This is a genomic window from Oleiharenicola sp. Vm1 (assembly GCF_047777955.1).
GTDB lineage: Bacteria > Verrucomicrobiota > Verrucomicrobiia > Opitutales > Opitutaceae > Didemnitutus.
This window is the reverse complement of record NZ_CP180537.1, coordinates 3,754,337-3,774,281: the sequence shown is the minus strand read 5'-3', so window position 1 is coordinate 3,774,281 and position 19,945 is coordinate 3,754,337. Positions and strand designations below refer to the sequence as shown.

At 64.5% G+C, this 19,945-nt stretch carries 17 protein-coding genes; 5 read left to right on the top strand and 12 right to left on the bottom strand.

The window, feature by feature from the left end:
- Positions 1-97: 97 nt before the first annotated feature.
- From ACMYLB_RS18170 to ACMYLB_RS18160, 3 genes are all read right to left on the bottom strand, one after another.
- Positions 98-880: a hypothetical protein gene (locus ACMYLB_RS18170; protein ID WP_415908355.1), complete on the bottom strand. Its 783-nt coding sequence runs from the start codon at positions 878-880 to the stop codon at positions 98-100.
- Between the two features lie 144 nt (positions 881-1,024).
- Positions 1,025-1,528, bottom strand: a complete 504-nt coding sequence (locus ACMYLB_RS18165) for a GNAT family N-acetyltransferase (RefSeq protein WP_415908354.1) — start codon at positions 1,526-1,528, stop codon at positions 1,025-1,027.
- 64 nt (positions 1,529-1,592) lie between these two features.
- Positions 1,593-2,120: a hypothetical protein gene (locus ACMYLB_RS18160; protein ID WP_415908353.1), complete on the bottom strand. Its 528-nt coding sequence runs from the start codon at positions 2,118-2,120 to the stop codon at positions 1,593-1,595.
- Positions 2,121-2,610: 490 nt separating this feature from the next.
- Between ACMYLB_RS18160 and ACMYLB_RS18155 the strand changes: the two genes are divergently transcribed.
- On the top strand, positions 2,611-3,033 hold the full coding sequence (locus ACMYLB_RS18155; protein WP_415908352.1) for a hypothetical protein: 423 nt from the start codon (positions 2,611-2,613) through the stop codon (positions 3,031-3,033).
- Between the two features lie 81 nt (positions 3,034-3,114).
- On the opposite strand, the gene ACMYLB_RS18150 is transcribed toward ACMYLB_RS18155, so the two are convergent.
- From ACMYLB_RS18150 to ACMYLB_RS18140, 3 genes are all read right to left on the bottom strand, one after another.
- Positions 3,115-3,636, bottom strand: coding sequence for a hypothetical protein (locus ACMYLB_RS18150; protein ID WP_415908351.1), 522 nt, complete (start codon positions 3,634-3,636; stop codon positions 3,115-3,117).
- A gap of 267 nt (positions 3,637-3,903) precedes the next feature.
- The gene (locus tag ACMYLB_RS18145; RefSeq protein WP_415908350.1) at positions 3,904-4,344 is read right to left on the bottom strand and encodes a hypothetical protein; all 441 of its coding nucleotides are present in this window, start codon (positions 4,342-4,344) and stop codon (positions 3,904-3,906) included.
- A 175-nt stretch (positions 4,345-4,519) separates the two neighbouring features.
- Positions 4,520-5,224 (bottom strand): hypothetical protein, encoded by a 705-nt coding sequence (locus ACMYLB_RS18140; protein ID WP_415908349.1) that lies wholly within the window; start codon positions 5,222-5,224, stop codon positions 4,520-4,522.
- A gap of 617 nt (positions 5,225-5,841) precedes the next feature.
- Between ACMYLB_RS18140 and ACMYLB_RS18135 the strand changes: the two genes are divergently transcribed.
- From ACMYLB_RS18135 to ACMYLB_RS18125, 3 genes are all read left to right on the top strand, one after another.
- Positions 5,842-6,483, top strand: a complete 642-nt coding sequence (locus tag ACMYLB_RS18135) for a dihydrofolate reductase family protein (protein ID WP_415908348.1) — start codon at positions 5,842-5,844, stop codon at positions 6,481-6,483.
- A 493-nt stretch (positions 6,484-6,976) separates the two neighbouring features.
- Positions 6,977-7,327 carry a hypothetical protein gene (locus ACMYLB_RS18130; RefSeq protein WP_415908347.1) on the top strand — a complete coding sequence of 117 codons (351 nt, stop codon included), beginning with the start codon at positions 6,977-6,979 and terminating at the stop codon, positions 7,325-7,327.
- A gap of 22 nt (positions 7,328-7,349) precedes the next feature.
- Positions 7,350-7,538: a YegP family protein gene (locus ACMYLB_RS18125; protein ID WP_415908346.1), complete on the top strand. Its 189-nt coding sequence runs from the start codon at positions 7,350-7,352 to the stop codon at positions 7,536-7,538.
- A 131-nt stretch (positions 7,539-7,669) separates the two neighbouring features.
- Here the strand turns inward: ACMYLB_RS18125 and ACMYLB_RS18120 are convergent, their stop codons facing one another.
- Positions 7,670-8,131, bottom strand: a complete 462-nt coding sequence (locus tag ACMYLB_RS18120; protein ID WP_415908345.1) for a hypothetical protein — start codon at positions 8,129-8,131, stop codon at positions 7,670-7,672.
- A 47-nt stretch (positions 8,132-8,178) separates the two neighbouring features.
- Positions 8,179-8,640, bottom strand: a complete 462-nt coding sequence (locus tag ACMYLB_RS18115) for a nuclear transport factor 2 family protein (RefSeq protein ID WP_415908344.1) — start codon at positions 8,638-8,640, stop codon at positions 8,179-8,181.
- A 231-nt stretch (positions 8,641-8,871) separates the two neighbouring features.
- Between ACMYLB_RS18115 and ACMYLB_RS18110 the strand changes: the two genes are divergently transcribed.
- Positions 8,872-10,272: an SIR2 family protein gene (locus ACMYLB_RS18110; RefSeq protein WP_415908343.1), complete on the top strand. Its 1,401-nt coding sequence runs from the start codon at positions 8,872-8,874 to the stop codon at positions 10,270-10,272.
- On the opposite strand, the gene ACMYLB_RS18105 is transcribed toward ACMYLB_RS18110, so the two are convergent.
- From ACMYLB_RS18105 to ACMYLB_RS18090, 4 genes are all read right to left on the bottom strand, one after another.
- Positions 10,226-11,302, bottom strand: coding sequence for a (p)ppGpp synthetase (locus ACMYLB_RS18105; protein ID WP_415908342.1), 1,077 nt, complete (start codon positions 11,300-11,302; stop codon positions 10,226-10,228). The two genes, ACMYLB_RS18110 and ACMYLB_RS18105, sit on opposite strands and share 47 nt — an antisense overlap.
- A gap of 167 nt (positions 11,303-11,469) precedes the next feature.
- Positions 11,470-14,787: a ribonucleoside-diphosphate reductase subunit alpha gene (locus ACMYLB_RS18100; RefSeq protein WP_415908341.1), complete on the bottom strand. Its 3,318-nt coding sequence runs from the start codon at positions 14,785-14,787 to the stop codon at positions 11,470-11,472.
- A gap of 144 nt (positions 14,788-14,931) precedes the next feature.
- Positions 14,932-16,017, bottom strand: coding sequence for a ribonucleotide-diphosphate reductase subunit beta (locus ACMYLB_RS18095; RefSeq protein WP_415908340.1), 1,086 nt, complete (start codon positions 16,015-16,017; stop codon positions 14,932-14,934).
- A gap of 695 nt (positions 16,018-16,712) precedes the next feature.
- On the bottom strand, positions 16,713-19,910 hold the full coding sequence (locus ACMYLB_RS18090) for a TonB-dependent receptor (protein WP_415908339.1): 3,198 nt from the start codon (positions 19,908-19,910) through the stop codon (positions 16,713-16,715).
- Between the last annotated feature and the right edge of the window lie 35 nt (positions 19,911-19,945).

Below are 19,945 nucleotides of genomic sequence, written 5' to 3'. Positions count from 1 at the left end.
AGGGTCGCTGCGCCCCGCCCGGCACTGATCCGGACCCGGCGGGGCTTCCCGCCGCGCGGCGCGAGCCGGGCTGCGTGCTCGCCTGGCGGCGCGGCGGTTACCGCTCGGCCGGGTCGGCGCCGGCGGACTCCTTGGCCGCGCTCCGGGCCTTGCTGCCCGCGGCGGCGCGGCGCGGCCGGGCGTCGGGCGAGGCGCCGGCGAGCTTGCGGATGCCGGCGAAGCGGCGCTCCAGCGTCCCCATCGCTCCGCTCGGCAGGCGATAGAGCGGGTCGCGCTGGCGGTTGCGGTGCGACGGGAGGATCTCGACGAACCCGAAGCGCTTGAGCGTCGCCTGGCCCGGCCGGGTGTGGCCGAAGGCGAGGATGCACCGCGCGCCGAGATCGCCGAAGGTCCCGGTGATGTGCTCGTGCAGCTTCACCATCGTGACGTCCTTCGCCACCAGGGCGCCGAACTCGGGGTGGCGCGCGTTATACATCACGGTGGCGACGTAGATGTGCTGCACGCGGAGGTTTTCCTCCGCCGGCACGATGTCGTCGAGCCCGAGCGAGCGCTCGGAGCGCTGGCCGGCGATGAGTTCCTCGGCCGTGGCGGCGCGCAGGGGAAACACGTCGAAGAATCCGATCAGGCGGTTCTTGCGGTCCACGACGGCGGTGAAGACCGCCGGGTTCTTCTTCCGCCACTCGCGGTAGTCGTCGTAGCGGATGCAGCCCTTGTCGAGGCCGTGGCGGACCATCGCGTTGGCTTCCCGGGCCGCCGCCTCGTCGTCGCGCGCGGCGAAGCGGGCCTGGGCGAGCGCATCCTGCAGCGCGAAGCCGAGCGAGTCGCTGCCGTCGGTGGCGTCGAAGGCGTGGCTGTCGCCGCGCGGGGGCGCTCGATCCACGCCGCCAGCGCGACGGTGGGCAGCAGCACGCCGAAGGCGAGCAGGATCCAGGCCCAGTCGAGCCCGTCCTTGCCCAGCGCGGCGTTGATCGTGACCACGGCGGTGGCGATGGCGCCGAAGTAGGTGAGCAGGCGTTTCAGGTAATCAACCATGGCGCGAAATCATGTAGCGGGCGCTGGCGCCGTAGGAGGCGAGCTTGGGCGCCAGCGCGGGATCGTCGACCACGGCGAAACCGTAGCGGGCCCACATCGGATGCGTGCCGTAGACCGACACCAGCGCCAGCGCCGGCAGCGCGAGGCGCGCGGCGACCGCGCGGACATGCGCGACGAACCGCCCGGCCGAGCCGTGGCCGCGGGCCGAGGGATCGACCACGACGTCGTGGATGTAGAGGCAGTCGGCCGGCCGCTCGAGCGGCGGGAGAAAGGTGTCGAGCGGCGGGATCGCGTGCAGCCAGTAGGGGTGGCAGATGCCGTAGCCGAGCAGGCGGGTGCCGTCCGTCAGCTTGCGGCAACCTTCCGGGCACAACCGCATCTTCTGCTCCAGCACTTCCTGCCGTTCGAAGAGCGTGGGATGGGCGGCGTCTCCCAGATCGCTGACCGCGCCGTAGTCCGCCTCGACCAATGCCTCCCATCGCAGCCCCGTTGCCATGGGCGCGAAGTCAGACCGCGAAGCGCCGCACTGGCGACTCGATTTTGCGGCCGGTTGCGCCCGCTCAGGACCGCGCGCGCGCGACGCAGTCGCGCATCGTCGTCACGACGCGCTCGCACTCGCGCCCGAAATCGCCCGCGGCGATGACCAGCGGCGTGCCGGACTGATAGCGCCGCTGCTCGAAGAGCGCATGGAGCGTGTGGGGCTGGCGCGCGATGTAGCTGGCGGGGTCCTTGAGGTGGACGCCGAGCGCGCGCACGGTGCGGGCGCCGCCGGCGCCGCCCTGCAACACGGGCACGTCGTCGATCCGCTCGACGTCGGTCCACGGGATGAAGCCGGTGGAGATGCCGCCGGGGCTGTATTCGAATCCGCGCTCGTCCATCCGGAACCACACGGGGCTCTTGACCACCCGGTAGAGAAAGACGCCGGCGAGGAAGGCGCCGACGAGGCTCAGCAGGCCCAGGATCAGCCGGCCCACCGGGTCGATCTGCTCCTTTGTCTCCGCGGGGAACAGGAGCTCGCCCGGCAGGAACACCGCGTCGGTCAGCACGGCCGTCAGCCCGACGGTCGGCACCAGGCAGAGGACATGCATCCAGCGAGGGGCCCGGCGTTGATAGGGGATCATAGGCTTGGGGTTGAGCGTAAGCATGGCGCCGCGGGCGCGACGGAAAAGCCCGAACTTCATGCCGCCCGCGGGGAGGGCGGGACGGGCGCCCGACGACCGTGGCGCCGGCCGCATCTCCCTCGCCGCGTGGCGCCGGCGGAGCGTCGGGACCGGGATCGTCGCACGCCTGACTCTCGGGACAGAGATTTTCCTTGCGGAATCGCGGAATGTGACGAATCAGAGGGCTGTTCGATGTCGGGTCAGATGCACGGTCGAGATCGTGATTTGAGTCAGGCAACGAGAGTCAGGTTTCTGCGTTAGCGACTACTACGAGTTAGCAGGTCAGGCAACGTCAGGACGGAACAGCGACAGGCCCTGCGCGCGCAGCCAGCGGCGACGGGCGCGAGCGTGAGCGGTTTGGACCGTGCGAGCATCCACCGTGAACCTTCAACCGCGGCACGGGCCGCAGCATGACACCATGAATCTTTCCCACCTTCTCCAACAACGCGAACGGCTGCTGCGCGAGGCGCGGCTGGCCAATCTCGCCTTCGCTTTCTCGCGCCTGAGCGACTACGCCGGGCGCATCGAGCGCGCCGGCCTCCGCGGGCCGGTCACGCTGCAGGAATCGGATCCGGAAGCCGAGCGCTTCTGGCCCGTGCTGATGGCGCACCGCGGCCCGCAGTCGGTGATCGACGAGCATTTCCTCGACGAGGATGTGGACGAGCTCGACGAGATCCTGCTTTTCCTCGAGGACGAGGGCTTCGAGGTGGATTTCACGTTCGAACTCGAGGACCTGCCGCACCGCTACCTGCCCGCGCTGCGCCGCGAACTGGAAAGAGCCGGCGTCGCGCTGCCCGCGGCGACGCCGAGCCCCGAGGATTCGAACCGCGAGACCGCCTGAGGCGCGCGCGGGGCATTCTCTCCACGCGACAACCTGCCGCGACCGGCGCCCGGCCCGGGGCGGACCTCCGCCGTGGCCCGCTCAGGGCTCCTTGGCCAGGTCCGCGGCGCGCGCGGCGGCGATTTCGTCGATGCGCTCGTTCAAGTAGGCGAGGGCGTAGCGGTTCGTCTTGGTGCCGTCCTGCTGGTCGAGCACCTGCTGGCGGCGCTTGAGCAAGTCGCCGAGCGGCACGTCGCCATCCTTCGCGAGTTCCTGGGCGAGCGCGAGGCCGCGCAAGGTCCGGATATAGGCGCGGCGCGCCGGCCGCGAATCCTGGACCTGCGCCGCCCGCAGCCGCACCTCCACCGTGCGCCCCTCGCGCACGAGGGTGAGCTTCTGGGCGGCGCGATCGAAGGCGGTGACCTTGTAGCCGTCGAAGCTCTCGCCGAGCGACACCCAGCGCGCGTCGCGGCCCCCTTCGCTCGTGAGCGAAAAGACCGGACCGGTGGCGTCGACGAAGTAGCCGGAAAACACCGGCTCCGCCCGCGCGAGGCCGGCGAGCAGCGCGGTGGCGAGCACGATGCCGACGCGAAGACGAGGAAGGGCAGGGCAAAGCGAACTCATGGGGCGGGGGTGAGGAGATCGGCGGGCGCGGCCCATCGCACCGGATCGGCCGACACTACGAGCGCCGCGCCCGACGACAAGCATGGGCGAGCGGCAAAATCCATCCCCGCCGCCAAGGGCGTGCCGCGCGGGCCGCCCGGCGGGAAAGGCATTCCGCCCGGCGCGCACACGGGGCGCGGCGGACAAGCCGGGAGCGGCCCGCGGAAGGCACGGACGCCACCGCTGCCGCAGGCGGTGGACGCCGCGGCACGCGGAACTCGCGGCCGATCACTCCGGCGCGGCGGCGTGGTGGCGGGCGACGTAACGCGCGGCGGCCTTGGCCTCGGCGACCTTGAAAATGTCGGCGCCAAAGCGCTGCTGAAGGTCGCGGCGCATGACGGCGTTGTAGGCGTTGGCGTAGCGGAGCAGATCGTCGTCCACCACGCAGCCGGCGATCACGGTCGTGGTGACGCCGTAGTCCTCGCGCAGCACGGCCTGATAGTCGGTCGCGTCGTCGTCGAGGAGGCCGTAGACGAGGAGACTGTGCCTGCCGCGCCGGAGCGCGTCCTCGGCATCGCGCGTGCCGTCGCCTCCCTGGCTGATCCAGGGGTAGATTGCGCGCCCCTTCACCGCCACGCGCGGGCTGCGGGAGGTTTTCCAATGGGCATAGCCGGCGGCGAAGGCCACGAGACCGAGGAGCGGGACGATATAGTAAATACGGCGGCGCATCGGCAGAGACTACGGCCGACCGGATGAGTTCTTAGAATCGGACTGAGCCCGGTCGCGCAGGCGGCGGTTCGTGGCGCGCACCCGGGCGGAGGCGGGGCGTCGTGGGCGGCTTGCACCGGATCGCATCGGGCTCGGGCCGGTCGGAGGCGACCGGTTTTCAGGCCGCGAGGTCGGGCTACTCCGGCTGGCGCGGCTCGCTGGGCAGGTGACCCAGCAGCAGGGAGACGAGCCCGTTGGCGTGGCGCTCGTAATTGCGGCGAGCCGTGCGAACGCAGATCGTCCACAGTCCGCCGACGGCCAGCGTGGCCAGCACGACGATCGCGGCCCACTTCCAGGAGAGGCCGCGCTCGAAGGCGCGGTGACTCCAGTAGCACGCGAAGGCGGCGTAGGCGACGATGCCGGCGACCGCCATGTTGAGCTGGAACTCCATGTAATACCAGTAGCTCTCCTCGAGGTAGACCAGCTTGGCGGTGTCGATGCGATGCATGAGCAGGTATTTCGGATCGACGAAGGTGCGGAGCGCTTGCAGGTGCGCGGGCTTGATGCCGCCGTTGATCGACACGCGGGAGAGGTAATGCTGCACCACCTGCTCGCGAATCTCGCGCAGCACCCCGTCGTGCGGGAAATGGCGGCGCACGAAACGATCGGTGACGAATCCCCAGACCACCATGTTGGAGAGGATGCCGAGGATCAGGCTGCCCGCCAGGACGCCGACCGAAAGCAGCACCTCGGAGTGATTCGTGAGGCGCTTGAACTCGTCCTGATAACCGAGCGAATTTGCCACCGTGTAGCCGGCGAGCAGGAGCGAGAGGAAATGCACGTAACCCGGGAGGAAAGTCTTGATCAGTCGGCCGAAATTGAAGGCGGAAAACGGGTTCATGGGGGGCTCAGCAGGGGGCGTTCAGGAAAGAGGGCGTCGCGCCGGCGGCCGGATGCTCCCGGGAAGGTTCGTCTGGTCGCGGCCGGCCGTGGGTCGCGGGCGCGGCGTCCGCGAGCGGGCGCTTCCGTCGCGCCGACGCGCGGGCCGGTGGCGGGTGCGGCGTCCGGATACTCCGGCCAGGAAATCCCGCGGGACGCCCGGCGATTCGAAAGGGGCCTTTTCCCGATCATGCGCCGCGCTGAAGCGGAGGCGGCTGCCGTCAACCAGACGATTCATCAGGGGCATCGCGTGGCCCGCGCGATTTCGGCCCGATCCCAGCGCAGCCGCGCCACGGACGCAACGCGGGAATCCGCGCGCCGGGACGGGCCGGGCGCCCGCGGGAGGCGGCCGAGAGCGGACGCCGGCTGCTGCGCACCTTTCGCCCGCCCGGTCGCGACTGCCGCGGCCGGGCGGGCGTCGGCGGGCGGGGGCGGCGTCGCCGGCGAAAACGGGCAATTCGCTGTCCGGCCGGGGGCGGCTGGTTCGTCGAAGCAGCAGAGCTCCGACGCGATGGTTGCGTCGGGGCATTTCCGCGCCACGTTCCAGGCGCTCCCTGCCACCCTCCCACGAAATCACCCATGTCCAAACTACGTGTGCATTGCTTCAGCCTATCGATCGACGGATTCGGCGCCGGGCCGGATCAGAGCCTCGAGCATCCGCTGGGGGTGGGCGGCAAGGGCCTGCATGAGTGGTTTTTCCCGACGCGCTTCTTCCAGAAAATGATCGGCGCGGGCGACGGGACGACCGGCGTGGACAACGAGCTGGCCGAGCGCGGCTTCGAGGGGGTCGGCGCGTGGATCCTGGGCCGCAACATGTTCGCGCCGAGCCGCGGCGCGTGGCGGGATGAGCAGTGGAAGGGCTGGTGGGGAGACAATCCGCCTTACCACACGCCGGTCTTCATCCTGACGCATCACCCGCGTCCCCCGATCCCGATGGCCGGCGGCACGACGTTTTACTTCGTCACCGACGGCATCCATGCCGCCCTGCAGCAGGCCCGGGCCGCCGCCGGCGGACGGGACGTGCGCATCGGCGGCGGCGTGGCCACGGTGCGCCAATACCTCCAGGCCGGCCTGATCGACGAGCTGCACCTCGCGATTTCCCCGGTGCTGCTCGGCCGCGGGGAGTCCCTCCTCGCCGGCCTCGACCTCCCGCAGCTCGGCTACCGGGTGACGCAGCACACCCCGACCCCGGCGGCGACGCATGTGGTGCTGACCCGGTGATCGCGGCCCGCCCGCCGCGGCGGGCGGGCTTCCCGGCGGTCAAAACACGAGTCCCGGCGGCGGGGAAGCCGCTCTCGCAGTGGCGGCAGCGGCCCGCGCCGCTCGGGGAGCGGCGGGCGCGGATGATAAAGTGGGTTTTCGAGATGCGGGAGAGCGTCGGGAAGTCGGGGGACTGAGGCGCGCGGATCGTGAAGGTGCGTCTACGAAGTCGGAGAGTGGGTATTGTAAATGGAAAACCCAGTTCCGGACTTCGAAAACCCAGTTTCTCATTTACAAGAATGAGTATTCGAAGCGGGGGCGTGGGCTTTCGGGCGATGCCGCGAGCGGCACGGCCGTGAAAGATTTTTGATAGATTGGGCGGCGAGGGGACGTTTCAGAGAATGCGCGTTGGGCCCGCCGCGCTCAGGAGCAGGGCCCAATAGGCTCCTGGTTAACCGCCAAAAAAACAAAAAGTATGAGTGCGAACAGAGTGCGCGTTGACCTCCCGTCCACCGTGGACGACCGGATCAACCTCGCCAAGATGATCGCGGGGAAGCACGCCGAACTCGGCGCGGCTTCGCCGCTGGGGCAGTTGAAGTGGGACAAGATCACGCCGGCCATCGCGGCGGCGGAAGCGTCGCATCGGGAATCGAAGCGCCTGCAAGCGCAAGCGGAAGCGGCCACCCAGGCTCGCGACGCCGCGCTGGAAACGATCGTGACGTTTCTGCGCGCGTCTCGGGACATTCTGAGTGGCGTGCACGTCGACGAGATGCGGAAGCTGGGCGACTACGGGTTCACCGTGAGCGCCGTGACGAACCGCGCGTCGAAGGAGCCGCCCGCCGCGGCGGCCAAGCCGGCCGGTTGAGTCCTCCGATCCACGCGGAACCATGACCGACCGTAAATATCCCTGCTACGTCCTGAAAAAGGACGCCGGCGGGAATTGGTATTGGCTCTACTACGCCGAGAACCGCGAAGCGATCGCCCGGAGCAGCGAGAGCTACGTGGCCAAGGCCGATTGCGAAGCCTCGGTCCGCCTCCTGAAGAATTCCGGGAGCGCGCCGGTGTATTCGGAGTAGTCGTCCGTCCTCCCGAACCCGCGTGCTAGCGCGCGGGTTCGTTTTGGGGCGTGGGTCTTGCAGGGCGAGAAGGTAGCCGCCCGGGGAATTCCGTCAGGGGCGGCGAGGCGTCCGCCGGCGGAGGGACGTTTTCAGGAGTCGTGACCGGGCCCGGCCGGCTGCTCCGCCACGTCGACGCTCGTGGCATGCAGTCGGATCACCGCGTGCCGGAATGAAGTGAGCGTCAGCACGGGCTGACCCTCCGGGGCGAGGTAGTTGAGGTAAGCCAGCACGATCACGGCGCGACGCTGCTGGGCGGGAAGCGTCACCGCGGGCAGGGCGGTGCCCGGCGGAACCTGCAGGGAGACCGCGTCGATCTGTGCGGCGAGGCCGCTCAGGAGGGCGCTTTTCTTCTCGAACCATTCGGGACCGCTCTTGGGCAAGAGGGCGCCGGCTTCTTGACTATAGACAAAGACCAGATCGAGCGCGGTGGCGGAGGCCTGATTGGCATCGGCAGCGGCGATCACGTCGACGCTGCGGAGTGCGCCCGCGCGGGGTTTGGCGAGCGCGACGGTGGCGAGAGCGAGCAGGCAGAGAAAGAGGCGGAAGCGCATGGCGGGGCAGATAATCGGGGCCAGGGACGGGAGCGGGTGGCGGGGCGTCATTTCGCCGCGGGGGACGGGAGCTTGGTGGAGTGGAGGAGGGCGATGCGCCACTGGCCGGAGACGCGGCGGAGAACGGCGCTTTCGAGATAGTCGCGGTGGCGGGGGCCGTGCTGCGGGTCGGTGATGTCGGAGCGCAACGTGTAGACGGCCCAGGCGGTGTCGCCGGCGACGCGGACCTGGTGGAAATCGAATTGATCGGTGCGGCGGTAGCCCGCCTCGGGTTTGGGGATGAGGGCGAGGTCGCCGGCGACGTCGAGCAGTTCGCCGTGTTCGAGGAGGAGGTAGTCGTCGGTCAGCAGGGCGCGATACCGGGCGGGATCCTGCGTGACGAAGGCGGCGTGATAGGCGTCGACGATCCGCTGGCGGACGGCGGTGGTTTCATCGGCCGACTCCGCTCGGCCGGGAACCGAGCCGAGGGCGAACAGCAGACAGGCGGCGAGCAAACTGAGGCGGGGCATGGCGCGACGCTGAGGACGCACTTGCGGAAAGGCGAGAGCGCGGCGGTTGCGCCTATTCCCTTAGTCGGGGTTAGCCTATGACCTCTTCCGCTCAATCTGTAATAGAGCAACCTGCCCATGTAACCAGACTGCAAAAATCGGGGTATGCGTATTTCCAAAGATTATCTTGGCGAAGTATCCGTTTACCCCAAATCATGCCCGAGTCGAGCGGGCCACTCAGACTAAAATTCTATGGCATTCGATTTTGATCAACCAAGCTATGTGGCCTTTCGGAAAGTAATCGCTGAACGCACTCGACAAGTGGTCGTCATTTGCGGAGCTGGGCTCAGTAGGTCAGCTGGATTACCGAGCTGGGTTGAGTTGAAAACTCGCTTGATTGCTGCCGCTAAAAAAGAGGTCCAATATCGAAAAGACTCCAGGCAAAAAGACGAACATTTGATCGGAGTTGCAGAGCATGAGGCTGACTTATGGATGGCCCTGAAATTTCTAAGACGCGCGATGCTTGAAACATCATATACCGCCGAAATTCGATCTGCATTCGCGAATGCGGCCAGTGCGTCTCCTCCTGATGAGTATGTTGATCTGTGGCGCTTGCCGCTCGGTGGTATTGTAACACTAAACGTAGACGGGTTTGTAGGACGGGCATTCGCAGAGCGATTTGGTGGAGCACGCGAAGTGCGTCAATTCTCAGGCATAGACTGTGACCGGCATACTGATCTGTTTACCAGTGGAAAGGAGTTCGTGGTCAATTTGCATGGTGTGCTGCCTGAGGTTAAATCGTGGGTTTTTACGGCTGATGATCTTGAGAACCTGATGCGGATAGAAGCATATCAACAATTCATAAGCACTCTTTTTACCTCACGCACGGTTTTATTTATCGGAATAACAGCAGACGACCCTGCGATCTCACGTCACCTTGCCCGTCTCAAGGCGATAGGTTTTTCTGGCGGCGAACATTATTGGATTACTCACCGGTCTGACGCCGCTACAGTCGCCTGGGCTCAAGATCACAAGGTTAGAATTATTTTTTATAATTCAGAGGATCACAGCGACGTAAGCATAATCGTTAAAGATATAAACAAATGGGTTCCGCGGGAAACGGAGCCGCCGCCAGTTCTGCCTTCAACGAGCAAAGAGCGTGGCTTTGTGCTTCCGCCACCAGAAGAGATCGAGCGCCTGAGCGCTGAGGAAATCCGACAATCCTTAAATAAAGAGGCATCAAGAATATTGCACTCAGGTGATCCTGCGCGTGAAGCGAGATATGCTGAATTTTGGAAAAAATATGCAGAAGCGATCCATCGAGCGTGGTCTGTGACCAGTGTGGCGCCTCGGAATATTTTTATGGGCTTCAAGATTAATTCACCACTGACGAAAGGTGGCTTTGGATCGATTTACGATGCGGAGAGAACCGATGGTGAGCGCGTCGCCATCAAAGTTTTGCACAATGTCGCTAAAGATGATCACGCGACGCTTGTGAGCTTTAGGCGAGGCGTGCGTGCAATGCGGATTCTAACCCCTTTTGCTGACCCCGTCGCGGCTCGCTTTATTTTTCGCAGCCTGACGCTTTCTGTTCGCACGTCTCAATTCACGCTATCGATTCGAGAAAAAACAGGCGCTTTAGGAACTCGGTAGAGTCGGCAAAATAGTTAGGGTATGACTCCTTGATTCCACCCATCGCGGCGCTCGAAACCAGTGCAACCACAGACTGGCCAGACTTTGCTGCGTGCTTTTCAGCAGTCAAATATTCAACGTTCGCTAACTCGTTTTCTTGTTCGGAAAAGTGTTTAGTGTTAACAATCTTCTGAGCAGGATCGATTGTAATTAGGACATATCCCCTTTTTTGACCCAACTCCAATTGCTTATTCACGATCTCGATCGAGTTCGCGTAGCCTTCTAGTTTTTCAATTACTTTTAGTCGCTTCGATAGTTGTTGGAGGCGTTGCAATGACTCTCGCCCATCTTTGACCAGCGCGAGTTTCTTGAGAAATTCCGACCGCTTACTCGATGCCGGAATGCTGTCGATCATATGAATCGAGTCTATGATCGAGAATTGAAGGCCAACCTCTCGAAAAAAAACCTTCCATTCAGGAAATCCGCTATTGGATTTCAGTGTTTGGCCTGTGAATAGGTCTACGATTTCGAGAGCCGTTGCCCAGTAGTGCTGAATTCGTGTTCGAATCTGCACTTCGATGTTTCTTGAGACGTCACCGGCGCCGTCGAATGTTCCGATTAAGTGGTAGCTTCGATAGCCGTCGTCTTTGGGCGTAGTTACATAGTCCTTCTTGCGAATCACTCCGGTGCTGGATCGGAACTCTTTGGCTCTTCGCAGAGCGCGAACGACCTGCCATAGTTTCTTTTCTGTCGTAACGATCGCACGGCAACCTCCAATATCGTGCATGTTACGGAGAGTCATGGTCTCGAACCGAACTAGCTTTCGATAAATGGACACATATCGCTTGAGGCGTTTACCAAAGATTGCGGTCCGGTCTATTGGAAGAACGGTTTCTTTCAGTAGTTTGACTGCGTTATCGAGAGGGCGCTCGTGGCATAAACGAAAAAAAGCCAGAACTTCGAGCACACGGTCTTTTTCAGCACGCTCTAGTTTGCTGAATTTACGGAGCGATTCTCCGGCTTTTGTAATTTGAGCACCAGAGAAGTCCATCAGTTGGAATGGTGCGCGGGCAGGGCTCTCCTTTGTGGTTCGCGCAGGATAAGTTTAAGCTGGAGAGAATTCCGCTCCTTAGCTGACTTTGAAGTCGCTCCCGTAGACGCAAGCTTCGCACGTGCCGCCGTTACCGTGTTCGTTGAAGCAACGGCGGGCAGGTCGCATCACTGACATGCTTCGCAGGTGCCACCGTTCCTCATCGCCTCAATCGAGCACGCGTTCTTCTCTGCCTCGGTGTAGACCTTCTTGGCATCGCGGGTTGCAGTCTCCGCCTTCGTCTCACCGGCCGCACCACGAACCTCTTTCTTCACGTTCACCGTGGCCTTCTCGATGTTCGAGGCGCCGAGGGAGCGGAGGTAGTAGGTCGTCTTGAGGCCGGTCTTCCAGGCGTGGCGATACATGTGCGAGAGCGTCTTCAGGTCCGGCGTCTTGAGCCAGAGGTTCACGCTCTGCGATTGATCGATCCACTTCTGGCGGCGGGCGGCGGCGTCGATCACCCACTTGTAGTCGATGTCGAAGGCCGTGCGGTATTTCTCCTTCAGGTCGGCCGGGACGGCTTCGATGTCGGCGAGGTCGCCGTCGAAATACTTCAGCGCGTCGATCATCTCCTGGTTCCAGAGGCCGCGGGCCTTGAGGTCCTCGACGAGGAACGTGTTGATGACGACGAATTCGCCCGAGAGGTTCGATTTGACGTAGAGGTTCTTGTAGTAGGGCTCGATGCAGGGCGACGTGTTGGTGATGTTCGAGATCGTCGCGGTGGGGGCGATGGCGAGGCAGTTGGAGTTGCGCATGCCCTGCTTGGCGATCTTGGCGCGGAGCGGCTCCCAGTTCATCTTGCCGCCGCGCGGGACGTCGACGGGGACGCCGCGCTCCTGCTCGAGGAGATCGAGGGTGTCCTGCGGGAGGAGGCCGCGGTCCCACTTCGAGCCCTTGTAGCTGGAGTAGGTGCCGCGCTCGGCCGCGAGGTCGGAGGAGGCTTCGTAGGCGTAGTAAGCGATGGCCTCCATGAACTCGTCGTTGAACTCGACGGCTTCGGGGGAGGCGAAGGCGACGCCCTTCATGTAGAGCGCGTTGGCGAGGCCCATGACGCCGAGGCCGACGGGGCGGTGGCGCATGTTGGAGGTCTTCGCGGCCTGCGTCGGGTAGAAGTTGATGTCGATGACGTTGTCGAGGGCGCGGAGGGCGATGCGGATGGTGTCGCGCAGCTTGTCGTGATCGAGCGAGCCGTCGGGCTTGAGGTGCGACTCGAGGATGACGGAGCCGAGATTGCAGACGGCGGTCTCGTCGTTCGAGGTGTTGAGCGTGATCTCCGTGCAGAGATTGGACGAGTGGATGACGCCGGCGTGGTCCTGCGGGGAGCGGAGGTTGCAGGGATCCTTGAAAGTGATCCAGGGGTGGCCGGTTTCGAAGAGCATCGAGAGCATCTTTTTCCAGAGCTCGATGGCCTCGACCTTGTGGCCTTGGATTTTGCCTTCCTCGGCGAGCTTTTCGTAGTGCGCGTAGCGCTCCTCGAACTTGCGGCCGTAGGTCTCGTGGAGATCGGCGACTTCGTTGGAGCGGAAGAGCGTCCAGTGCGAGCGCGACTCCATGCGCTTCATGAACAGGTCGGGAATCCAGTTCGCCGTGTTCATGTCGTGGGTGCGACGGCGGTCGTCTCCGGTGTTACGACGGAGTTCGAGGAACTCGAAGATGTCGTTGTGCCACGATTCGAGGTAGGCGCAGCCGGAGCCCTTGCGCTTGCCGCCCTGGTTGACGGCGACGAGCTGGTCGTTGTGGAGCTTGAGGAAGGGGATGACGCCCTGCGACTCGCCGTTGGTGCCGGCGATGTGCGCGCCGGTGCCGCGGACGGCGGTCCAGGAACCGCCGAGGCCGCCGGCCCACTTGGAGAGCTGGGCGTTTTCGGCGATGCCGCGATACATGATGCCCTCGAGGCTGTCGTCGACGTAGTAGAGGTAGCAGGACGAGAGCTGGGAGTGGAGGGTGCCGGAGTTGAAGAGGGTCGGCGTGGACGAGCAGAAGCGGCGGCTCTTGTAGAGGCCGTAGAGCTGGAGGGCCCAGGACTCGCGGTCGGACTTCTCGTCGAGGAAGAGGCCCATCGAGACGCGGAGCCAGAAGAACTGCGGGGTCTCGAGGCGGCGCGAGCGCTTGCCGGTCTTGTCGATGATCAGGTAGCGGTCGTAGAGCGTCTGGACGCCGAGGAAGTCGAGGTCGAGGTCGGCGGAGGGGTCGATGGCGGCGGCGAGCTTGGCGAGGTCGTATTCCTTGAGGCGCGGGGAGAGGCGCTTGATGTCGATGCCGCGGGCGACGTAGGGGGCGAAGGCCTGCTGGTGGGCCTTCTTTAGGGCGCCGATGCCGTCGCGGACGATGTCCCAGCCGAGGACTTCCTCGTAGATGTAGGTGAGCTGGATGCGGCCGGCGAACTTGGCGAAGTCGGCGTCCTTTTCGATCAGGGTCTTGGCGTTGAGGACGATGGTGTTGTTGAGGTCGCCCTGGCCGATGTTGTCGAAGGTGGAGCGGCGGAGCTCGGCCTCGATCTGGTCGGCGGTGAGGCAGAGGTTGAGGCCGATGGAGGCGAACTCGATGCGCTTCTTGAGGTCCTCGCCGTTCCAGAAGTAGGTGGAGCCGTCGGCGCGCTGGACGACGATCATGGAGTTCTGGCCCTGGGGCGGGTTGGCGGCGGCCTCGGGGGCCTGCTCGGCCGTCGCGGCGGCTTCGACGTCGCCGGCGTGGCGGGCGGCGGACTCCTGGGCGCGGGAGGCGTGGCGCATGGCGCGGTAGAGGATGTAGTCCTCGGCGACCTTGAAGTGGCCGGCCTTCATGAGCTCTTCCTGGACCATGTCCTGGACTTCCTCGATGTGGAGGAAGGCCTGCTTGAGCTCGGCGGCGCGCTGGGTGACGGCGCGGGCGATCTGCGGAGCGGGGGCGGAGTCCTTGCGGAGGGAGAGGAAGGCCTTGCGGATGGCGATCTCGATCTTGGCCTCGTTCCAGGGGACGACCTGGTTGTTGCGGCGGATGAGTTTGACGGCGACGGTCGGGTGCTCGCGGGAAACGGGGAGCTTCTGGGCGCGCTTGTGGAGGAGCGACTTGGCGACGTCGTGGGCGTTATTGTCGACGAGGGTTTTCTCGATGAGCACGTAGAGGTCGTGGAGGGAGACGCGGAGCGGGCCGCGGGTGAGGGCCTGCTTGGTGAGGTTGGTGGCGACCTCGCGGGTGACGTCGGCGACGAAGCGCTGGTTCTTCTCGTTGAAGATGTCCTTCTCGCCCTTGGCGAGCATGAGGTTGGCGAGGGACTTGCCGACGGTGTCGGCGACCTCGGCGAGGTCGAAGCGCTCGGTGCCGTGCGGGCAGAGGACCTCGACTTCGGGGACGGTGACGTCTTCGCGGAGGACGTCGCGCCAGTTATAGTTGGGTTTCTGGTCCTGCGGGGTGCCGGTGAATTTCTTGAGGACGAGGTCGGTGTGGACGGAAGAGGAATCGCTCATGGAGATCGTGATTGCGGACTGCGTGGGGTGGGGACGGGCGGACGGAGGGGTAGGGGAAAGGGGACGAAAGCGGGAGGGATCCGGGCCGGCCGGCGCGCGGGGCGCGGGGCTCGGCGAGGGGCCGTCCCGCGCGGGCGGGACGGCTCAGAGTTCGTCGTCGCTGGTGTTTTGGAGGGCGGACGATTTCTGGTATTCGGTGACGCGGCCCTCGAAGAAGTTCTGTTCCTTCTTGATGTCCATCATCTCGGCCAGCCAGGGGAGCGGGTTCTTGATGCCCGCGGAGAGCGGGGCAAGGCCGCAGCCTTCGAGCCGGCGGTCGGCGATGTAGTCGATGTAGGTCAGAAACTCGTCGATCGCGAGGCCCACGGCGTTCACGGGCAGGCAGTCGCGGATGAACTCCTTTTCCAGCGCGATGGCCTCGGCCATGGTCTGGCGCAGCTCCTCCTTGAACTCGGGCGTCCAGATCTCGCGGTTCTCCTCGACGAGGTCCATGAAGAGGTTCCGGAAGAGCTCGATGTGGTTGGACTCGTCGCGGAGGGTGTAGCGGAACATCTGGCCGATGCCGGGGAACTTGTTCTGGCGATAGAGCGAGAGCACCATGCCGAAGAGGCCGTAGAACTGCGTGCCCTCCATGCACTGGCCGAAGATGAAGATGTTCTTCGCGAGGAGCTGCTTGTTGGCGACGGAGGTGAGGTCGAGGTCGCGGCGGAGGGCGTTGGAGGCGCGGTTGACGAACTGGTTCTTCTTATCGATCGACTTGATGTCCTCGAACATCGCCTCGCACTCGTGCGGGTTGATGCCGAGCGAGGAGATCATGTAGAGGAGCGAGTCGGCGTGGATGTTCTCCTCGTGCGCGTGGCGGCCGAGGACGAGCTTCAGTTCCGGGGCGGTGACGAGCTCGCGGACGACGTGCTGGATGTTGTCGCCGACGATGCCCTCGGCCGCGGAGAAGTAGCCGATGCCCATGCGGATGATCCAGCGCTCCTGGTCGGTGACGGCCTTGGCATCGCGCCACTGCTCGATGTCCTTGCCCATCGGGATGTCCTCGGGCTCCCAGTGGTTGGCCTTCATCTTCTTGTAGAGATCGTAGGCCCACTGGAACTTCAGCGGGAGGAGGTTGAAGTAGGGGACTTGGCGGCCGTTGATGACCTTTTTGCCGGCGAACGCGGCTTCGGCTTTTTCCTGATCGAGGACGAAAGTCTTGGAGCCGACTTGGAAAGATTTGAGCATGGCTAGCGCAGGTGTGTGTCGAACGTGAAACGGGTGTGTTTTGCTGGCGGCAAAACCATCCTCCCGTGGTCATAGAAGCGCGCAGGACGCCCAAGCGAACCGAAGTTGCTGGAACTTCCTCACACGTTGCTGACCACCACAGGATGTGGCTGCCCGGAACCAGGGGCACTACTAATGGTAGTGGCCCATACCCCGTCAATTTTTTCTCCGGCAAAATCGCGACATTTTTTGGTGGACAAAAAAAACTCCCAAACTCGCGGTGTCGCGCGCGATGCGGGAGCGGCGGAAACGGCGCTTTCCCGAGTGAAAACGGGGTGGCGGGCGGGCGTGCTTTTTCCGCGGAAAAATTTCTTGACGCAATGTTGCGGCAGGCGTGCCGGCGTTTTCAGAGGAGAATTTTTCGCGGCGCGCGCCGACGAAAGTGCCGCGCGCGTTTCTCCTCTGGCGCGAGCGCGGCCAGGACGCGCGTCGCGCAGTCGATGACCGGTCGGGACATCGCGCGAGGCCGCGGCGCGGGCGGGCAATGCGCGACGGCGCACGCGCGCACGGATGATGAGGCGTCGGAATGGCATCGGCGCCTGTCTTCGCGCGGCGAGGCCGGAGTGTTTCCCCGCGGGGGAGCGCCGCGGGACAAAAAAGAAAGAGGCGGCTGCGTTGCCGCAGCCGCCTCGAGAGAGAATCAGCTCAGGATGCGCTTAGAACTTGATGCGCATGCCGGCGAGGACCTGCCAGCGGGAGACCGGCGTGTCGTCGACCGTCGTCGGGACGGTGTTGAGCGTGGTGTTGGTGAACGTATAGGCCCACGCGCCGGCTGTGGTGTTATCATACTTGGCGCTGACCACCGCGCGGCGGTAGGAGAACGGCACTTCCTCCTGAATGCCCCACTTGTCGTTGAGCAGGTTGGCGAAGTTGAGGACGTTCAGGTAAAGCTCCGCGCGGACCTTCTTGTAGATCGGGAGCGCTTGCGTGAACTTCAGGTCCACGGTCTGGAGCCAAGGGGAGGTCTCGCTGTTACGCGGGGCATGGCCGCCCTTGTATTTCGCCAGCGTGCTGGACTCGACGAAGGCGAAGAACGCATCGCGCTGGGCCGTGTTCGCCCAGGTGACCTTCGGGTCATCGGGACCGGTCGGGACGTAGAGCAGGTCGTTGAAACCGTATCCGTCGCCGTTGGCGTCACCGTAGAACACCCAGGAGTAGGGGTGGCCGGTGCGGCCCTGGTAAACGAGCGAAACGGTGGTCGGCGCTTTCTTGATGAACTCGAACTGGCGCGTGATGCTCGCGACGATGCGGTCCTTGATGCTCGTGTTGGAGGTGGAGGCGATGTCCTCGTTCGGGTTGAACACCGCGCGGTTCGAGTAGTTCGAGGAGGCGGTGGAGGAGGTGATCGGGCTCACTTCGGTGGCGTTGCCATGCGTGTAGGAGAACGACCAGCCCCACTTGTTCTTCATCGGACGGGCGAGGCTGAAGGTGGCGCCCCAGGCCTGGCCCTTGTCCGTGTTCGTCAGGTAGAACACGTCGGCGAAGGTGGAGACGCGGCGGCGGCCGTTGACCGAGGTGCTGGTGCTGGCATTGCCGGGGATGGTGCCGGCGTAGCGGATGCGGCCGTCGGGCAGGGTGCCGGCTTCAAGGTAGTTCAGGAAGAGCGTGTTCACGCTCCGGTCGACCTTGTTGAAGTAGTATTCGACGGTGGCCGTGATGCCGCCGAAGGGCAGCTCATGGTCGACGGCGATGTTCGACTTCCAGAGGCGCGGCTGAACGAAATCCCGGTCCGTGACGTTGATGTTCGGAGCGGGATTGGCCGAGCCGGGGACGGTCTGGGTTGCCGGGTCCGGATTGAAGGTGATGGCGGCCAGCTCGCTGGTGGAGGCGGTGTAGTTGTAGACGGAGCCGGCGTTGGAGTAGGCGTTCGAGAGCCAGACGGCGGGGTTCTTGCCCTGGAAGAGGCCGACGCCGCCGCGCAGCTGGGTCTTGCGCGCCGTGGCGAACTCGTAGCTGAAGCCGACGCGCGGAGCGACGGTGTAGTTGCCGCTGTTGGTGGTGTTGTTCGGCATGCCGAACGCGGCCTGGAAGCCGGCGGCGACCGGCGGAGCCTCGCCGATGTAGGGATAGTCGAAGCGAACGCCGTAGAGGAGGGTCAGCTGGCCATTCGGGCGCCAAGTGTCCTCGAGGAAGGCCGCGTAATTGTCATAGCTCCAGCGGGCGACCGCATTCTCGATGGTGGAGCCAGCATAGGGCTTGGCGAGCTGGTAGGAGGCCGGGGGCGTGCCCGCGAGCCAGGCAGTAACGCCGCTGCCAGGCGTGCCGTTGCTGCCGAAGGTGTAGACACCGTTGGTGTTCTGCACGAAGGCGTTCACATAGTCGGTGGCGACGTCTTCCACACCGAACGTGAGGGTGTGGTCACCGCGCGACCATTCGCCGATGGCCTTGAACTGGTTCTCCTCGGTGTTGAGCTTGTTGAGCTGGCGGGAGTTTTCCGTGCCGAGGACGACGCCGCCGTTGATCGCGGCATTATCGCTGGAGCGTGTGCCGGAGACGCCGAAAATCGTCACCATCGGGAAAGCGGCGGCCGAGTTTTGCGGGGAGCCGTCATACTTCGTGTAGGAACCGGTGAGCTCGGTGCGGAAGTCCGGCGTCCACTGGCTGTTCAGTTGCGCGACGTAGGAGTCGGTGTTGCGGTTCTGGGTATACCAGTGGCCGCTGAGCGACGTGGTCGTCGAACCGGTGTAGTTCGGGAAGATCGACTCGACGCCGTAGTTGCGGCGGTAGGTGAGGGCGAGGCGGTGCTTGTCCGAGATGTTCCAGTCGAGCTTGCCGATGTGCGTTTCCTGGGTGGAGACGTTGTCCGCGCCGCCGCCGAAGCTGCCGGGATCGTAGCCGAGCGCCTTGGCGCGCGCGATGATCTGGTCGAGGCTGGCCGAGTTCGGGATGAACGTCGCCTGCGGCGGGACGGTGGTGCGCTCGAAGTTGTCGTAGACGTAGGAGAAGAAGAGGCGGTTGCGGAGGATGGGGCCGCTGAACACGATGCCGTAGCTCTTCTCGTCGAAGGTCTCCTTGACGCCGGTGAGCGGGTTCTTGGCGCGGAGGTTCTCGTTGGAGACTTCGTAGTAGATTTTGCCTTCGAACTGGTTCGTGCCGGACTTGATCGTGGTGTTGATCAGGGCGCCGGTGAAGCCGGAGTAGCGGCCGGAGTAGGGATTCAGCTCAACGCCGAGGGACTGGATGGCGTCGATCGGCACGGGGCCGCGGAGGGAGGAGAAGCCGTTGCTGTTGAGGCCGAACTGGTCGTCGGAGCGGACGCCGTCGACGAGCAGCGAGTTGAAGCGGAAGTTCTGGCCCTGGGCGCTCAGCTGGCCGCCCTGGTCGAGCGAGCCGAGGAACATGCGGGAATCGAGCACCGCGATATCCTGGATGTTGCGGCGCACGGAGGTGACGTTGCTCACTTCCGCCTCGTTGAACGCCGTGCCCGTGCCCATCTTGCCGGCGCCGAACGTCGTGTCGCGGTTGCTGACGACGTTGAAGGCCTCGAGCTGCACGACGCCCGAGGAGGCCAGCTTGGCGCTCACATCGACGCTGGAGCCCGGTTCGACGTAGATCTCGCGTCGAACGCTCTCCTGATAGGTGTCGGCGGTGATCGTGACGGTGTAGGGACCGCCCACGCGCAAGCCGGACACGTTGTATTGGCCGTTGGCGCGAGTCACGCCGGTCGCACGGGTGCCGGACGGCTCGTGGACGATGGTGACCGCCGCGCCGGAGACCGGCTGGCCGGAGGAGTTGAGTGCAGTGCCGACGATGGCACCGGTGGTGATGCCTTGCGCGAGCGCGACGGTTGTAGACGCCAGAAGCGTCACGACTGCCACCGCGGCGGTGAGCAGTTTGGTGAACGATTTATGCATGGTGCAGATGCAGGTGTTGGTGTTGGAAACCCGGA

Coding starts and splice junctions, on each gene's coding strand:
- ACMYLB_RS18090 (WP_415908339.1), bottom strand. CDS start 19,910: ATGCATAAATCGTTCACCAAACTGCTCACCGCCGCGGTGGCAGTCGTG.
- ACMYLB_RS18110 (WP_415908343.1), top strand. CDS start 8,872: ATGGCATTCGATTTTGATCAACCAAGCTATGTGGCCTTTCGGAAAGTA.
- ACMYLB_RS18125 (WP_415908346.1), top strand. CDS start 7,350: ATGACCGACCGTAAATATCCCTGCTACGTCCTGAAAAAGGACGCCGGC.
- ACMYLB_RS18160 (WP_415908353.1), bottom strand. CDS start 2,120: ATGCATGTCCTCTGCCTGGTGCCGACCGTCGGGCTGACGGCCGTGCTG.
- ACMYLB_RS18150 (WP_415908351.1), bottom strand. CDS start 3,636: ATGAGTTCGCTTTGCCCTGCCCTTCCTCGTCTTCGCGTCGGCATCGTG.
- ACMYLB_RS18165 (WP_415908354.1), bottom strand. CDS start 1,528: ATGGCAACGGGGCTGCGATGGGAGGCATTGGTCGAGGCGGACTACGGC.
- ACMYLB_RS18120 (WP_415908345.1), bottom strand. CDS start 8,131: ATGCGCTTCCGCCTCTTTCTCTGCCTGCTCGCTCTCGCCACCGTCGCG.
- ACMYLB_RS18135 (WP_415908348.1), top strand. CDS start 5,842: ATGTCCAAACTACGTGTGCATTGCTTCAGCCTATCGATCGACGGATTC.
- ACMYLB_RS18115 (WP_415908344.1), bottom strand. CDS start 8,640: ATGCCCCGCCTCAGTTTGCTCGCCGCCTGTCTGCTGTTCGCCCTCGGC.
- ACMYLB_RS18100 (WP_415908341.1), bottom strand. CDS start 14,787: ATGAGCGATTCCTCTTCCGTCCACACCGACCTCGTCCTCAAGAAATTC.
- ACMYLB_RS18105 (WP_415908342.1), bottom strand. CDS start 11,302: ATGGACTTCTCTGGTGCTCAAATTACAAAAGCCGGAGAATCGCTCCGT.
- ACMYLB_RS18155 (WP_415908352.1), top strand. CDS start 2,611: ATGAATCTTTCCCACCTTCTCCAACAACGCGAACGGCTGCTGCGCGAG.
- ACMYLB_RS18140 (WP_415908349.1), bottom strand. CDS start 5,224: ATGAACCCGTTTTCCGCCTTCAATTTCGGCCGACTGATCAAGACTTTC.
- ACMYLB_RS18145 (WP_415908350.1), bottom strand. CDS start 4,344: ATGCGCCGCCGTATTTACTATATCGTCCCGCTCCTCGGTCTCGTGGCC.
- ACMYLB_RS18095 (WP_415908340.1), bottom strand. CDS start 16,017: ATGCTCAAATCTTTCCAAGTCGGCTCCAAGACTTTCGTCCTCGATCAG.